This is a genomic window from Mesorhizobium silamurunense, from assembly GCF_014843905.1.
Lineage (GTDB): Bacteria > Pseudomonadota > Alphaproteobacteria > Rhizobiales > Rhizobiaceae > Mesorhizobium > Mesorhizobium silamurunense.
The window spans coordinates 1-14,282 of record NZ_LPVS01000049.1 but is presented as its reverse complement, the minus strand read 5'-3'; the positions used below and the strand labels follow the sequence as shown (position 1 = coordinate 14,282).

The window sequence follows — 14,282 nt, the reverse complement described above, 5'->3', positions numbered from 1 at the left end:
CAGCATCTATCTGCCAGGCCGCGTCGGCATCGTCGGCCGCTCCGGCACGCTCGGCTACGAGGCGGCCTCGCAGATGAAGGCGCTGGGCATCGGTGTGTCGACCAGCGTCGGCATCGGCGGCGATCCGATCAACGGCTCGTCCTTCAAGGACATCCTGGAGCTGTTCGAGCAGGACGACGAGACCGATGCCGTGGTGATGATCGGCGAGATCGGCGGCCCGCAGGAGGCCGAAGCCGCAGAATGGGCCAAGCACAACATGACGAAGCCGTTGATTGCCTACATCGCTGGGCTCTCGGCGCCGAAGGGCCGCCGCATGGGCCATGCCGGCGCGATCATCTCGGCCTTCGGCGAGTCGGCGCAGGAAAAGGTCGAAATCCTGAAGGAGGCCGGCGTCACCATCGTGCCGACGCCGGCTGCATTTGGCTCGACCATCGCGAATGTGCTTGGTCAACGGAAAAAAGTCGCCTGACCGCTTCTGAAGCGGCGTTTACGGTCGTCCGTCGGTTTTGACGAGGGATTCAAATGAGACCACGCGTTATCGTCACGCGTCGCTGGCCTGCGACTGTCGAGCAGATTCTTGCTGAGCGGTTCGACACAACATTCAATCGGCATGATTCGTCGCTGACCTCTAACGAGCTCAGAGCCGCGTTCCGGGATTTCGACGCGATTTTGCCAACCGTCAGTGATCATTTGTCGGCGTCTGTCTTCCCAGATCAGAAGATTCGAACCAAGGTCATCGCCAATTTCGGTGTCGGTTTCAGTCACATCAACACCGATGCTGCGCGCAAGCATGGCATCGTGGTTACCAACACACCTGGGGTACTTACCGATTGCACCGCCGACATCGCCATGTGCCTGATGCTCTCGGTCGCTCGTCGGGCGGGCGAGGGTGAACGTCAGTTACGCGCCGGCGAATGGGCTGGTTGGTGTCCGACGCATATGATTGGCACCAAGATCTCAGGCAAAACGCTTGGTATCATTGGAATGGGCCGCATCGGCAAAGCGACGGCCCGACGTGCGCGGTTCGGCTTCGGCATGAACGTGGTCTTTTACAATCGCTCGAAGGTGGACGACGAAGAAATCGTTGCCATGGGAGCCAGGCAACTGTCGAGCGTGGAGGAGGTGCTCGCACAGGCGGACTTCGTGTCGCTCCACTGTCCTGGCGGCGCTGAGAACCGGCACCTTATCAACGCTTCCCGCTTGGCTGGAATGAAGCGCGGCGCCTTCCTCATCAACACCGCCCGCGGTGATGTGGTCGACCAGAACGCTTTGATCGAAGCGCTAAGGCGCGGCGAGATTGCCGGTGCAGGGCTCGACGTTTTTGACGGCGAACCTGCAATTCCAGAGCCGCTGAAGCATATGGAAAATGTCGTGCTTTTGCCGCACCTCGGCAGTGCCACCAAAGAAACCCGTGTGGCCATGGGAATGCGGGCAGTGGAGAATCTGGTCGCGTTTTTCGACGGGGGCCCGGTGCCGGATCGGATCGTGTGATGAGCCTCGACAGCTCGGCTTCCACCTGGGTCGAGCTGCGGATGCAGGCGTTCTATCTGTTTCGCCAAGGCATTGCCGCATCAAGTCCCGAGGCGGCGGTCGCGTCCGCCTTGAAAGCTAGAGAGTCCGACATCGCCGCCGCTCGCGGCGTCATCCTGATTGCCTTAGGCAAAGCGGCATGCCTAATGGCAGGGACGGCACTGCGGTTCGTCGGGGACAAGCTGCGCAGCGCATGTGTGGTCACCAATCGCGAAAACGTGTTGGACATCGAGGGCATTGAGGTCATTGTCGGCGGTCATCCGTTGCCAGACGAGGGGAGCCTCAGAGGCGGCAGCGCGATTGAAGAGGCCGCACGGTCGGCAACGCCTGACGATCTCGTGTTGCTACTGATCAGTGGCGGCGGTTCGGCACTTGTCTGTGCGCCAGTGCTCGGCATTTCGCTTGCCGACAAGGTGACACTCAACGAAGCCCTGGTTCGTTGTGGCGCCGACATTTCGGAGATCAATGCCGTAAGGCAGATATTCTCAAGACTGAAGGGCGGGCGTCTGGCGGAACTGACCTCAGGCGTTAGAACGCTGTCTCTGATACTCTCGGACGTGCCCGGCGATGATGTCGCCACGATCGCTAGCGGGCCTACAGCAAAGCCCGCGACCGGCGTCTCCGACGCCATTATCACTCTTCGAAGTCACAACCTGCTTCAATCGCTGCCTCCGATCTTGCGAAGGCGACTGGAAGATCTTGCCGCTGGCGAAGATCGCGCATGTGCGAGCTTCAATCATGTCGAAAATGTTGTGATCGGCAGCAACGCGATCAGCCTGCAGCGCGTGATGAGCGGTGCCGAAGAGCGCTGTTTCAGGGTCATCAAGGCCGCCGACTGGCTGAGCGGAGATGTTTCAGAGGCGGCCCTTGCTCTTCACCGCCTGGCTCTCTTGGCGGCGAGACATGACGGGCCGGTGGCAATCGTCGCCGGAGGAGAGACGACCGTAAGGGTACGCGGAAGCGGGAGAGGCGGACGCAACCAGGAACTGGCTCTTCGGTTTGCCCTTCTCAATGAACGACAACCGATCCCGCGTCCCTGGGTCTTTCTCAGTGGCGGCACTGACGGTCGGGACGGACCGACGGACGCGGCAGGCGCCCTTGTCGATTCCGGATCAACAGAACGGATGCGCCGGCGTGGCTGCAAGCCGGAAGCCCATCTGAGCAACAACGATTCCTACCCTGCATTGGCGACTTCAGGCGATTTGCTCCTGACGGGGCCCACGGGAACAAATGTCGCCGACCTGCAAATACTGCTGATGCAATAGCCTCGGCAGCCTTGAGGCGCTCAGGCGTCCCTTCTCGCCAATTATCCTGCGTTGTATCTCCAGCAGAAAATATTTACTGTTGGTAAAATGAATCAGTAGACGGCAGTGAACATGGCAACGGCTAAGGCGGGTAAAAGGCAGGCGGTAAAGGCGGAAAAAACGGGCGGCAAGGTGCTCGCCCCCGTCAAAGTGGTGGGTCCGGTAATCGTCAACCCGCCGCCACCGGCGCGCGGTAAGCCTCTCAGTCAGGATCCTCATGCCGTTCGCGACACTCGTGAGAACGTGCTTGAGGTTGCGATCGGCCACGAGGTTCGCTCCTTTCGCAAGAAACTGGACATCACCGTTGCCGATCTCGCTGTCACCACGGGCCTTTCGGTCGGCATGCTGTCCAAGATCGAGAACGGTATCACCTCGCCATCCTTGACCACGCTGCAGGCGCTATCGCGGGCACTTGGCGTGCCAGTGACAGGATTTTTTCGCCGTTTCGAGGAAGAGCGAAAGGCCGTCTTCGTCAAGGCAGGATCGGGCGTGGACGTTGAGCGGCGCGGCACGCGTGCTGGGCACCAGTATACGCTGCTGGGTCATATCGGTTCGGATACGAGCGGTGTTGTCGTCGAACCTTATCTCATCACACTGACAGAAGACTCTGACGTCTTCCCGACTTTCCAGCACGACGGCATGGAATTCCTCTACATGCTGGAAGGCGAGGTCGTGTATCGCCATGGCAACAATCTTTACCGGATGACGCCAGGTGACAGTTTGTTTTTCGACGCCGACGCGCCGCACGGTCCCGAAGAATTGACGCATTTGCCGATACGATATTTGTCAATCATCTCCTATCCCCACGGGCGCGGTAACGGCTGACGCAATCGGCCATTCATTGCGATACTGGCTATTTGTGAACGCGCGGGCCGCGCAGGCACCGTCGCGTGTCCAGTGTCCGCGTCAAACTACGCGCCTCGGTACCGCTCGCTGCCTTGACCGCACTCGCGGCAGACTTCGCGCATCTCCGCCAGGCCGGTGACATTCAACATGGGGTGATCTTGGCCGGCTTCAACGAGGCTGTGTTTTTCTAGAGGAAAAAAAAATTCATGACAGTTGAATTGCAACAGGGAACCTGCTAGCCTCCGTGTCAGCTAACAACCAGTAGAGGTGACGGGATGTGTGGGATCGTCGGACTGTTCCTGAAAGACAAATCGCTTGAACCCAAGTTAGGCGCGCTGCTGTCGGAAATGCTGGTGTCGTTGACCGACAGGGGGCCGGACAGCGCCGGCATAGCCATCTATGACACTGGCGTGGCCGGGCGCGGCAAGATCACCATTCAGTCATCGACCCCCAAGGCGGATTTCGAAGGGCTCGAAGCCGAACTCAGCAAGAAGATCGGAGCCAAGATTTCGTCGACGGTGAAGTCGACCCATGCCGTCCTCGATGTCGCTGCCGATAAGCTCGAGGAAGCCCGCACTGCGATCGCCGAACTGCGCCCAAACGTGCGCCTCATGGGCGCCGGCGAGGCGATCGAGATCTATAAGGAGGTCGGGCTGCCAGCAGACGTGGTCAAGCGGTTCGACCTGGCCAGGATGGGCGGCAGCCACGGCATCGGTCACACGCGCATGGCGACCGAGTCCGCGGTCACCACGTTGGGCGCGCACCCCTTCTCGACCGGCCCGGACCAGTGCCTGGTGCATAACGGCTCGCTGTCGAACCACAACAATCTCCGCCGCGAGCTGATCCGCGACGGAATGCGTTTTGAGACCGAGAACGACACCGAGGTCGCGGCTGCCTACCTCTCGTCCAAGATCGCCCACGGGCAGAATCTCGGCGAGGCGCTGCAAAGCAGCCTGGATGACCTCGACGGCTTCTTCACCTTTGTGGTCGGCACCAAGAACGGCTTCGGCGTGGTTCGCGACCCGATCGCCTGCAAGCCCGCCGTGATGGCCGAAACCGACCAGTACGTCGCCTTTGGATCGGAATACCGCGCATTGGCCAATCTGCCTGGCATCGAGGAAGCCAGGGTCTGGGAACCGGAGCCGTCCACCGTCTATTTCTGGGAGCACTGAGGATCATGAATATTTCGAATGTTGCCACGGCGCCATCGCGCGAAGTGAACTTCGCGCAGCGTGTCTTCGACCTTGGCGAAAGTTCGCTGCGCGAGCTGAACCAGGCGCTGCACAATCTGGCCCCCGGCTCGAACGAGAACGCCTGGGAAGTGCTCAACCCGAAAGGCAGCCACTCGGTCGCCGTCGGCGTCGACCAACCGATCAGCATCGATGTGCGCGGCAGCGTCGGCTATTACTGCGCCGGCATGAATGATGGCGCCACCATCACCGTGCACGGTTCTGTCGGCCCGGGTGTCGGCGAGAACATGATGTCGGGCTCGATCGTAGTCAAAGGCGACGCCAGCCAGTATGCCGGCGCCACCGGCCGCGGCGGCCTGCTGGTCATCGAAGGCAATGCCTCCTCGCGCTGCGGCATCTCGATGAAGGGCATCAACATCGTTGTCCGTGGCAATATCGGCCATATGTCGGCCTTCATGGCCCAGTCGGGCAACCTAGTGGTGCTGGGCGATGCCGGCGATGCGCTCGGCGACTCGATCTATGAGGCGCGGCTGTTCGTCCGCGGCAAGGTCAAGAGCCTGGGCGCGGATTGCATCAAGAAGGAGATGCGTCCCGAGCACATCGCGCTCCTGCAGAATCTGCTCGACCGTGCCGGCATCAAGGATGCCAAGCCGGAAGAGTTCACCCGCTACGGCTCGGCCCGTACGCTTTACAACTTCAACATCGACAACGCTGATGCATACTGAGGGGCGAACATGACCTACCACAATCCTCCGACGACGCCGCGCAAGTCAGCGACCTTCGACGATTACGCGATGTCGGAAATCCGACGCGCTGCAGCGACCGGCATTTACGACATTCGTGGCTCTGGCGCGAAACGCAAGGTCCCGCATTTCGACGACCTTTTGTTCCTCGGCGCTTCGATCTCGCGCTATCCGCTGGAAGGCTATCGCGAGCGCTGCGACACCAGCGTGGTGCTTGGCTCGCGCCATGCCAGGAAGCCGATCGAACTGAAGATCCCGATCACGATTGCGGGCATGAGCTTCGGCTCGCTCTCCGGCCCCGCCAAGGAAGCGCTCGGACGTGGCGCAACCATTGCCGGCACCTCAACGACCACCGGCGACGGCGGCATGACCGAAGAGGAGCGCGGCCATTCGAAGACGCTGGTCTATCAGTACCTGCCGTCGCGCTACGGCATGAACCCGCGCGATCTTCGCCGGGCCGATGCCATCGAGATCGTTGTTGGCCAGGGCGCCAAGCCAGGCGGCGGCGGCATGCTGCTCGGCCAAAAGATTTCCGATCGCGTCGCCGAGATGCGCACACTGCCGAAGGGCATCGATCAGCGCTCGGCCTGCCGTCACCCGGACTGGACCGGTCCCGATGACCTTGAGATTAAGATACTCGAAATTCGCGAGATCACCGACTGGGAAAAGCCGATCTATGTCAAGGTCGGCGGCGCGCGGCCCTACTACGACACCGCGCTTGCGGTAAAGGCCGGAGCCGACGTCGTGGTGCTCGATGGCATGCAAGGCGGTACGGCCGCCACGCAGGAAGTATTCATCGAACATGTCGGTCAGCCGACGCTCGCCTGCATCAGGCCCGCGGTGAAGGCCCTACAGGACCTCGGCATGCATCGCAAGGTGCAACTCATCGTGTCCGGTGGCATTCGCAACGGCGCCGACGTCGCCAAGGCACTGGCGCTTGGCGCCGACGCAGTGTCGATCGGCACTGCGGCGTTGATCGCGCTCGGCGACAATGATCCGCGTTGGGAGGACGAATACCAAAAGCTTGGCACGACCGCCGGTGCCTACGACGACTGGCATGAGGGCAAGGATCCGGCCGGCATCACCACGCAGGACCCCGAGCTGATGAAGCGCGTCGACCCGGTCGTCGCCGGGCGGCGGCTGGCGAATTATCTGAAGGTGATGACGCTCGAAGCGCAGACGATCGCGCGTGCATGCGGCAAAAATCACCTGCACAATCTCGAGCCGGAAGATCTTTGCGCGCTTTCGATCGAAGCTGCGGCCATGGCCGGCGTACCCCTCGCGGGGACGAATTGGGTACCAGGGCAGGGTGGCTTCTAAAACCAGAAGAATGGGAGCAGTAGACAATGAATAAGGCCTTTGAAGCCAAAATCGATCAGTCTGAGGGGGCTGATCTCCAAGAGTTCGCAAGAGTTCGCAACGTCAAGTATTTCATGGTCTCGTATACGGATCTGTTCGGCGGCCAGCGCGCAAAGCTGGTGCCGGCGCAGGCCATCGGGGACATGCAGAAGGAGGGCGCCGGCTTTGCGGGCTTCGCGACCTGGCTTGACCTGACCCCTGCGCATCCCGACATGCTGGCGGTGCCTGACACCTCGTCGGTGATTCAGCTGCCGTGGAAGCCGGAAGTCGCCTGGCTTGCTTCTGACTGCCTGATGGAAGGCAAGGGCGTCGCTCAAGCGCCGCGCAACACCCTGAAGCGGCTCGTTGCCGAAGCCGCCAAGGAGGGTATGCGCGTCAAGACAGGCGTTGAGCCGGAATTCTTCCTTGTGACGCCAGACGGCAAGCAGATCAGCGACGAGTACGATACTGCGGCCAAATCCTGCTACGACCAGCAGGCCGTGATGCGCCGCTATGACGTTATCGCCGAAATCTGCGACGCCATGCTCGACCTTGGATGGCAACCCTACCAGAACGACCATGAGGATGCGAACGGCCAGTTCGAAATGAACTGGGCCTTCGACGACGTTCTGGCTACAGCCGATAAGCACTCCTTCTTCAAGTTCATGGTCAAGTCGATTGCCGAAAAGCACGGCCTGCGCGCAACCTTCATGCCGAAGCCCTTCCAGGGCCTCACCGGCAGCGGTTGCCATGCCCATATTTCGGTATGGGATCTCAGTGGCAAGACCAATGCTTTCGCTGACAAGGACATGGAGTTGGGTCTGTCCGAAAAGGGCAGGCACTTCCTGGGCGGCATCATGAAGCACGCCTCGGCGCTGGCGGCGATCACCAATCCGACGGTAAATTCCTACAAGCGCATCAACGCACCGCGTACCATTTCCGGCGCGACCTGGGCGCCGAACACGGTGACCTGGACCGGCAACAACCGCACCCATATGGTGCGCGTGCCCGGTCCCGGCCGTTTCGAATTGCGCCTTCCTGATGGTGCTGCCAACCCTTACTTGATGCAGGCGGCCATCATCGCTGCCGGCCTCAGCGGCGTCCGCACCGAGGCCGACCCGGGCCAACGCAGCGACATCGACATGTACAAGGACGGACATACCGTCACGCATGGCGCCAAGCTCCCGCTCAATCTGCTTGATGCGCTTCGTGCCTATGACGATGACGCCGAGTTGAAGGCAGCGATGGGCGAGGAATTTTCCGCCGCCTACATCAAGCTAAAGACCCAGGAGTGGAACTCCTACGCCTCGCACTTCACCCAGTGGGAGCGCGACAACACGCTGGATGTCTAAGCTGTTTGCCAGGCCCAGCGTCCGATCTACGGATTGGGCGCTGGGCGCACCACCTGACATTTCGCCGGAACAACTGCGATGAAATATTCGATCTTTTCGCTCGCCAAGGCGGCACTGTCCGGACACAAGGGATGGACACGGGCGTGGCGCGATCCGGCACCCAAGAGCCGCTACGACGTGGTCATTATCGGTGGCGGCGGCCACGGACTGGCGACGGCCTACTTCCTCGCCCACGAATACGGCATCCGCAATGTCGCCGTGCTGGAAAAGGGCTGGATCGGCTCCGGCAATGCCGGTCGCAACACCACCATCATCCGCTCAAATTACGGCCTTCCCGGCAATACCGGCTTCTACGAATTGTCGATGAAGCTGTGGGAGCGCATGGAGCAGGACCTCAACTACAACACGATGGTCAGCCAGCGCGGCATCATCAATCTTTATCACTCCGACGCGCAGCGCGATGCCTTCGCTCGCCGCGGCAACACCATGCGCATCAACGGCATCGATGCCGAACTCCTCGACGCCGAGCAGATCCGCAAGGAATTGCCGTTTCTGAACTACAACAATGCCCGATTCCCTATCATGGGCGGGCTCTTGCAGCGCCGCGCCGGTACCGCCCGTCATGACGCGGTCGTCTGGGGCTATGCGCGGGCCGCCAACGATCGCGGCGTCGACATCATCCAGAATTGCGAGGTCACCGGCTTCGTGCGTGACGCCAGCGGCAGGGTAACCGGTGTGGAGACCTCGCGCGGCCGGATCGGCGCCGGCAAGGTCGGCATGGCGGTGGCGGGCTCCTCATCACGCGTCGCGGCGATGGCTGGCCTACGGCTGCCGATCGAAAGCCACGTGCTGCAAGCCTTCGTGTCCGAAGCGATCAAGCCACTGATCCCGGGGGTCATCACCTTCGGCGCCGGCCACTTCTATGTCAGCCAGTCCGACAAAGGCGGGCTGGTCTTCGGCGGCGATCTCGACGGCTACAATTCCTACGCGCAGCGCGGCAACATGCCGGTCATGGAGGATGTCTGCGAGGGCGGCATGGCCATCATGCCGATGATCGGCCGCGTGCGCATGCTGCGGCAGTGGGGCGGCATCATGGACATGTCGATGGACGGCTCGCCGATCATCGACATGACGCCGGTCGACGGTCTCTACCTCAACGCCGGCTGGTGCTACGGCGGCTTCAAGGCGACACCGGCATCGGGTCTTGTCTTTGCCCATCTCCTGGCACGCGACGAGCCGCATCAAGAGGCCGCGCTGTTCCGGCTCGACCGGTTCCGTCGTGGCGCGATGATCGATGAAAAGGGCCAGGGCGCCCAGCCGAACCTTCACTGAAAAGCGAGTCTGGCGGAATGCGAATTGCATGTCCTTTCTGCGGTGAACGCGAAAACGGCGAGTTCACCTATCTTGGCGATGCCACCCCTAGGCGGCCCAGCTTCGCTGTCGATGGCGGGGAGGGTCCCGAGCGAGTCGAGGATGCGTTCTACGACTATGTCTACCTGCGCGACAACGTGGCGGGCGTCATGCGCGAGTATTGGTATCATGGCGGCGGTTGCCGTTCCTGGCTGGTGGCCGAGCGCAACACCGTTACCCATGAGTTTATTTCCGTGACGGCGGCTCCGGGTGCGGGCGCTGCCCTGGCGGCACGGGCAGGAGAATGACCATGTCGGGCTATTCCCAATCCGAACCTTTCGCCAGAACCGCGGCGATGGAGGCTAACGTCCGAAAAGGGGTTACGCCCGCCAGCCAGTCGCACCGTCTGCCCGGTGACGGTATCATCGACCGCCGATCGCCACTCCGGTTCTCGTTCGACGGCAAGACCATGACCGGGTTTGCCGGGGACACGCTGGCTTCCGCGCTCGTCGCCAATGGCGTCAAGCTCGTGGGGCGTTCGTTCAAGTATCACCGCCCGCGCGGCATCCTCACCGCCGGCTCGGAGGAGCCGAGCGCGCTCGTCGAGATGCGCACCGGTGCGCGGCGCGAGCCGAACACGCGGGCGACCACGCAGGAACTCTTTGACGGCCTGATCGCGAACAGCCAAAACCGCTGGCCGTCGCTGCGCCGAGACCTGATGTCCATCAACCAGTTGTTCGCGCCGATCTTCGTCGCCGGCTTCTACTACAAGACGTTCATGTGGCCGGCGAAGTTCTGGGAATCCATCTACGAGCCGATGATCCGCCGCGCCGCCGGACTCGGCAAGAGCGCCGAATTGCCGGACCCAGACCACTACGACAAGGCCTGGGCTCATTGCGACGTGCTCGTGGTCGGTGCCGGTCCCGCCGGCCTGTCGGCGGCGCTTGCCGCTGGCCGCGCCGGGTCGCGCGTCATTCTTGTTGAAGAAGATTCCCTGCTCGGCGGTCGCCTGCTCAGCGATGGCGGCGAGATCAATGGCATGGATGCCAGGGAATGGCTGCGTAGCACGACCCGCGAACTCGTTTCTTTACCCAATGTCCGGATCATGAACAGGACGGTCCTGTTCGGCGTCTATGATGGAGGCACCTACGCTGCGCTCGAGCGCGTCAGCGACAACGTCCCGACGCCGGATCATCATCAGGTCCGACAGCGAATCTGGCGCATCATCGCCAAGCGCTCGGTGGTGACCGCTGGTGCGATTGAACGGCCGATCGTGTTCTCGGGCAATGATCGGCCGGGCGTCATGATGGCGTCAGCCGTCCGCACCTATGTCAATCGGTTCGCGGCTCTGCCTGGCAAGCGTGTGGCGCTGTTCACCAACAATGACGATGGCTGGCGCACGGTGGAGACCATCCAGCGGGCCGGCGCCCATATCGTGGCGGTGATCGACCCCCGCCGCGAAGTATCGGCGCAGTGCCGGAGGCTTGCCGATACTTACGATCCGCGCGTGCTTGCCGGAGTCGTATCCGACGTCAAGGGCGGTGTCGACGGTGTGAGCAGCATCGCCGTGACCGACAAGAATGGTCGCACGCAGCGTATAGATGCGGACTGCCTTGCCGTTTCGGGAGGATGGAACCCGAATGTCGGTCTGTCATGCTTCCACCGTGGAAAGCCAATCTGGCGCGAGGATATCGCAGCCTTCGTGCCTGGGGGCGCGCCAAAGGGGATGGCCACGGCTGGTGCCGCCAATGGCGAGCTCTCGCTCGGCGCCTGCCTTCGCGAAGGGCATGGCGCGGGTGCCAAGGCGGCGGCCGAATGCGGTGCTGCCGGAAAGCCGGGGGAGGCATCGATGGCCGACGATGAGGTCTATGCCATCAAGCCGCTCTGGCATGTCAAAGGCAAGGGAAAGGCGTTCGTCGACTTCCAGCACGACGTTACTGCGTCCGACGTGACCTTGGCCCAGCGGGAAGGCTTCGAGAGCGTCGAGCATCTCAAGCGCTACACCACGCTCGGCATGGCTACCGACCAGGGCAAGACGTCCAACATCAACGGCCTCGCCATCATGGCGGAAGCCAACGGACGCACTATCCCCGACACCGGCACGACGATCTACCGGCCGCCCTACGCGCCCGTCGCTATTGGCGCCTTCGCCGGCCATCACCGCGACGAGAATTTCCATGCCACCCGGCTGACGCCGTCGCATCATTGGGCGGCCGGACAGGGCGCGGTCTTCGTCGATACTGGCCTCTGGAAGCGCGCGCAATGGTACCCGCGCACTGGCGAGCGAGACTGGCTGGAGTCGGTGACCCGCGAAGTTCTGGCCGTGCGCAACGGTGTTGGCTTCTGCGACGTCTCCACGCTTGGCAAGGTCGACGTGCGCGGTGCGGATGCCGGCGTCTTCCTTGATCGCGTCTATATCAACGCCTTCTCGTCGCTCGCCGTGGGCAAGGCGCGTTATGGCCTGATGCTGCGCGAAGACGGCATCGTCATGGACGATGGGACGACCTCGCGTCTGGCCGAAGACCACTACTTCCTGACCACGACCACGGCCAAGGCCGGTCCGGTCATGCAGCATCTCGAATTCTGCCGACAGGTACTTTTCCCGGAGCTCGACGTGCAACTGACCAGTGCCACCGACCAGTGGGCGCAGTTCTCGATCGCTGGTCCGAACACGCGCAAACTGCTGCAGGCTCTGGTAGACCCGTCGGATGATCTCACCAACGAGGGCTTCCCGTTCATGGGCGCCCGCGAGGTCAAGCTGCGCGGAGGCGTGACCGCTCGCCTGTTCCGTATCTCGTTCTCCGGCGAAATGGCCTTCGAGATCTCGGTTCCGGCCCGCTACGGCGCGGCGATGGCCGAGAACCTGATGATCGCAGGCAAGCCCTATGGCGTGACGCCCTACGGAACCGAAGCGCTCGGGGTCATGCGCATCGAGAAGGGGCATGTCGCGGGTCCCGAACTCAATGGCACAACGACGGCCGATGACCTCGGTCTCGGCAAGATGATGTCCAAGAAAAAGGACTTCATCGGCCGCATCATGGCCGGCCGAGAGGCGTTGACGGCTCCGAACCGGCAGGTCGTCGTCGGCATAAAGCCAGTCGACCGCGCGCGCCGCCTGCGTTCCGGCGCTCATGTCATTCCCAAGGGAGCGATTCCAGGCCCGCAAACGGACCAGGGCTATGTCACATCGGTCTGCTTCTCGCCGATGCTCGGCCAGTGGATTGGCCTCGGCCTGGTCGAGCGCGGGCGCGAGCGAACTGGCGAGATCATCCGCATCCACGACCCTCTGCGGAACGAGGACTATGATGCCGAGATCTGCAGCCCTGTTTTCTACGACCCCGAAGGAGTACGCCAGCGTGGCTGATTTTTCCTGGAACGTCCAATCGCCGTTGCAACAGGCGCTTGTTCCTGGTCGCCACGGTGGGGCCGGCACTCAGGTGGGCGTCACCCTCGAGGAAGTGCGCGGCGTCAGGCTGGTTCAGGTTATGGCCCGGCGCGGCAGCGCGGCCGAGACGATCAAGGCCGCCAAGAAACTGTTTAGCATCGAGCCGCCGGATACACCCAGAGCCGTTAGCGGCCGGAACGCCACTTTGATATGGTCAGGCCCCGACCAGTTCATCGCCTTTTCTGCGCGATCGGCAGAGGATCAGTTTGCCAAACTGTCAGAGGCCTTTGCCGGCGTCGCGTCGCTCTCCGACCAGTCAGATGGGCGCTGCCTGATCCGGATCGGCGGACCCCGCGCCCGTCAGGCGCTGGCGAAGTTTTGCTCGTTGGATCTGGATGACAGGGGGTTCCCTTTAGGCGCTGCGGCGACGACCTCGATCGACCACACGGCGGCGAATATATGGCGCGGGGCCGATAGCTCGGACGGGCACGCCGTCTTCAACATGCTTGTCTTCACCAGTTTCGCCGACAGCCTTTGGCATACGATTTTGGATTCCGCTGCAGAGTATGGGGTACAGGTGTCGGTGGCCCACGCGGCATAAGCCCTGGCGGAGCCAACGCGCGTCAGCGGAAGACGAAACCCATTTCACGAGGCTGTCTGCAGTTGCACATCGATCGCAACGGCGGTGTTGCCGCTGTCGTGCTGATTTGATTTCGAAGCATCCTTGGCAGCAGCCCAAAAAAGAAGTCTTGGCACATTGTGCCAAGACTTAAAGAAGGCGCTTTGTGGTCAAGCGCCGTGTGGTGCAGGGTATCCCTAAAACAGCCCTTCGATCTGACCCTGTTCGTTGAGGAAGATCTTTTCCGAGGACGGCGCCTTGGGCAACAGTACTGGGTCTTGGCCATGCAGACCGGCAGGTTGCCGTAGCCGGCCTGCTCCCAGGCATGCAGCTGGTCGCGGATCGACTTGTCGGCAATCGCCTCGTCGCCGCGATAGATGCGCTTGACGATGGTGTTGACCTTCTCGAACAGCGGCATCTCGTCCGGATAGAGCGGCGAGAACTGCGAGGCGCCGGATTCGGCAAGCTTGACGACTCTGTGGGCGAGATCCTCGATGCCGGCCGAGCCTTGCGCCCAGTGCTTGCACAGGATCGCATCTGCACCCATCGAGGCGACAAAGTCCTTCAACGCCCTGATCTCGGTCTCGGTGTCGGTGGTGAAGTGGTTGATCGCCACCACCACCGG

Annotated in this window: 11 protein-coding genes and 2 pseudogenes; 12 read left to right on the top strand and 1 reads right to left on the bottom strand. The window is 62.1% G+C overall.

The genetic code is table 11. The annotated features are described in order from the left end of the window. The 12 genes and pseudogenes from AU465_RS13520 to AU465_RS13465 all read left to right on the top strand — a co-directional run. Positions 1-469 (top strand): annotated as a pseudogene (locus tag AU465_RS13520) (succinate--CoA ligase subunit alpha); the annotation flags it as partial. Between the two features lie 53 nt (positions 470-522). Then, complete coding sequence (locus tag AU465_RS13515; protein ID WP_192247915.1) at positions 523-1,491, top strand: 2-hydroxyacid dehydrogenase; 969 nt, start codon at positions 523-525, stop codon at positions 1,489-1,491. Next, a complete protein-coding gene (locus AU465_RS13510) occupies positions 1,491-2,795 on the top strand; it encodes a glycerate kinase type-2 family protein (protein WP_192247912.1) in 1,305 nt (434 codons plus the stop codon). The genes AU465_RS13515 and AU465_RS13510 overlap by 1 nt, the downstream gene beginning before the upstream one ends. Positions 2,796-2,906: 111 nt before the next feature. Then, entirely contained in the window at positions 2,907-3,659 is a 753-nt protein-coding gene (locus AU465_RS13505) for a helix-turn-helix domain-containing protein (protein WP_246506077.1), read from the top strand. A gap of 296 nt (positions 3,660-3,955) precedes the next feature. Next, the gene (locus AU465_RS13500) at positions 3,956-4,852 is read left to right on the top strand and encodes a class II glutamine amidotransferase (protein ID WP_192247909.1); all 897 of its coding nucleotides are present in this window, start codon (positions 3,956-3,958) and stop codon (positions 4,850-4,852) included. Positions 4,853-4,857: 5 nt separating this feature from the next. Then, the gene (locus AU465_RS13495; RefSeq protein ID WP_192247907.1) at positions 4,858-5,595 is read left to right on the top strand and encodes a GltB/FmdC/FwdC-like GXGXG domain-containing protein; all 738 of its coding nucleotides are present in this window, start codon (positions 4,858-4,860) and stop codon (positions 5,593-5,595) included. 9 nt (positions 5,596-5,604) lie between these two features. Next, positions 5,605-6,933 (top strand): FMN-binding glutamate synthase family protein, encoded by a 1,329-nt coding sequence (locus AU465_RS13490; protein ID WP_192247904.1) that lies wholly within the window; start codon positions 5,605-5,607, stop codon positions 6,931-6,933. 26 nt (positions 6,934-6,959) lie between these two features. Further along, positions 6,960-8,303, top strand: a complete 1,344-nt coding sequence (glnT, locus tag AU465_RS13485) for a type III glutamate--ammonia ligase (protein WP_192247901.1) — start codon at positions 6,960-6,962, stop codon at positions 8,301-8,303. A 78-nt stretch (positions 8,304-8,381) separates the two neighbouring features. Next, positions 8,382-9,635 carry a sarcosine oxidase subunit beta family protein gene (locus AU465_RS13480; RefSeq protein ID WP_192247898.1) on the top strand — a complete coding sequence of 418 codons (1,254 nt, stop codon included), beginning with the start codon at positions 8,382-8,384 and terminating at the stop codon, positions 9,633-9,635. Between the two features lie 17 nt (positions 9,636-9,652). Next, complete coding sequence (locus AU465_RS13475; protein WP_192247895.1) at positions 9,653-9,961, top strand: sarcosine oxidase subunit delta; 309 nt, start codon at positions 9,653-9,655, stop codon at positions 9,959-9,961. Between the two features lie 47 nt (positions 9,962-10,008). Beyond that, entirely contained in the window at positions 10,009-13,017 is a 3,009-nt protein-coding gene (locus AU465_RS13470; RefSeq protein WP_246506078.1) for a sarcosine oxidase subunit alpha, read from the top strand. Then, entirely contained in the window at positions 13,010-13,639 is a 630-nt protein-coding gene (locus tag AU465_RS13465; RefSeq protein WP_192247890.1) for a sarcosine oxidase subunit gamma, read from the top strand. The genes AU465_RS13470 and AU465_RS13465 overlap by 8 nt, the downstream gene beginning before the upstream one ends. Before the next feature lie 215 nt (positions 13,640-13,854). Here the strand turns inward: AU465_RS13465 and AU465_RS13460 are convergent. Continuing rightward, positions 13,855-14,282: pseudogene (locus AU465_RS13460) on the bottom strand (formate--tetrahydrofolate ligase); the annotation flags it as partial.